The sequence below is a fragment of the Rhodoferax ferrireducens genome (assembly GCF_031458075.1).
Taxonomy (GTDB): Bacteria; Pseudomonadota; Gammaproteobacteria; order Burkholderiales; family Burkholderiaceae_C; genus Rhodoferax_B; species Rhodoferax_B ferrireducens_A.
Window position 1 is genome coordinate 1 of the sequence record NZ_JAVDXT010000015.1, and the last position, 1,287, is coordinate 1,287.

Below are 1,287 nucleotides of genomic sequence, written 5' to 3' on the forward strand. Positions count from 1 at the left end.
CTGTATGGACCGGGTACCTAGGTAACAGGTGTGCGAGGACATAGTAAACACATAGCTCATGGTTTGCCCAGCGTATTCATATCCAGATGCATGAGTTGCTGATGGCAAAAGTAAGCGTCATAGCACCCCTCATTCTGCCGATTAGGGCGCATTGCAATAGGCAGCCGATGCAAGGAACTACTCAAGTGCAATCGCAGGCCTTTGAACTTGATAAAGCCGTTCCAGCCCACTTCAATGACTGTGTCGTCAGGGCTGTACTCAATCGGCTTCAGGGTTAGAGGAAACTTGCGCGGACTTAGGGCGTAGCGTTGGGTGGGTGTTTGCAATCCCAAGGCGTCATGGGGGCGCTCATGGTTGTAGATGCTGCGCCACCGGTCAAAGGCTTGCTGGGCCAGCTCCAGGCTGGCAAAACTGCGGCCGTTGAGCACTTCTGCCTTGAGAGAGCGATGGAAGCGCTCCAGCTTGCCGTTCGTCTGCGGGTGGTAGGGCGTGCTGTGGCTCACCCTGATGCCCAACCGTATCAGCCAGATACTCAGGTCGCTCAAGCTGTGCGGTTGCGCTGTGCGCGGGCTACCCCAGGGCCCGCCGTTGTCAGCATTGATACGTACCGGCAGTCCGTAGTGTTCAAAAACGCGCTGCAAATGGGATTGCACACTGGAGGTATCGGGCCTGGCGCACGCGCTGAGTGTGAGGTTGAAGCGCGAGTGGTCATCCAACAGCGTCAACGGATGGCAGCGCCCGCCCAGCGTTTCAAAATAGCCTTTGAAGTCGATCTGCCACAACGCATTGGGGCAATCATGTTCAAAGCGCTGCCAAGGCGTTGCTGCCAGCGATGCCGGTGGAGCAATGAGCCCGTGTCGATGCAGGATCGCTGTGACGGTGCTGGGTGGGGGCGCACCCGCCAATCCCTCGTTGGCCAGCACACGCGCGATCTTGCGACCGCCCCAGCATGGATGCTGCTGGCGTAACCCAACAACAGCATCTTCAACGCTTGCGGCACTGCGCAAGGGACTGCTGTGGGGGCGCGACGAGCGCGGCTGCAGGCATGCCCAGCCTTCGTCTCGATACCGATCAAGCAATGCATAACCAGCCTTGGGGCTGATGCCAAAACGGCGGCATAAGTCTCGCCTGTTGGTACCCGGCTGCAACGCCAGTTCCACGAACTCACGCTTGAGGTCCATAAGGTTCCTTGTTTGCCAGGCCATGTACTTCTCCTCGCGCATCTCGCGCGGGAAAAGTGTTACCCATGTCCTCGCACACCTGTTACCTAGGTACCCGGTCCATACA

General features: G+C 58.3%; 1 protein-coding gene. It reads right to left on the bottom strand.

The features are described from left to right. Window positions 1–56 precede the first annotated feature (56 nt). The gene (locus J2X19_RS25885; RefSeq protein WP_310377341.1) at window positions 57–1,205 is read right to left on the bottom strand and encodes an IS481 family transposase; all 1,149 of its coding nucleotides are present in this window, start codon (window positions 1,203–1,205) and stop codon (window positions 57–59) included. Window positions 1,206–1,287 lie beyond the last annotated feature (82 nt).

Excerpts from the sequence above, each read along its gene's own strand:
- J2X19_RS25885 (WP_310377341.1), bottom strand. The coding sequence starts at position 1,205 with ATGGCCTGGCAAACAAGGAACCTTATGGACCTCAAGCGTGAGTTCGTG.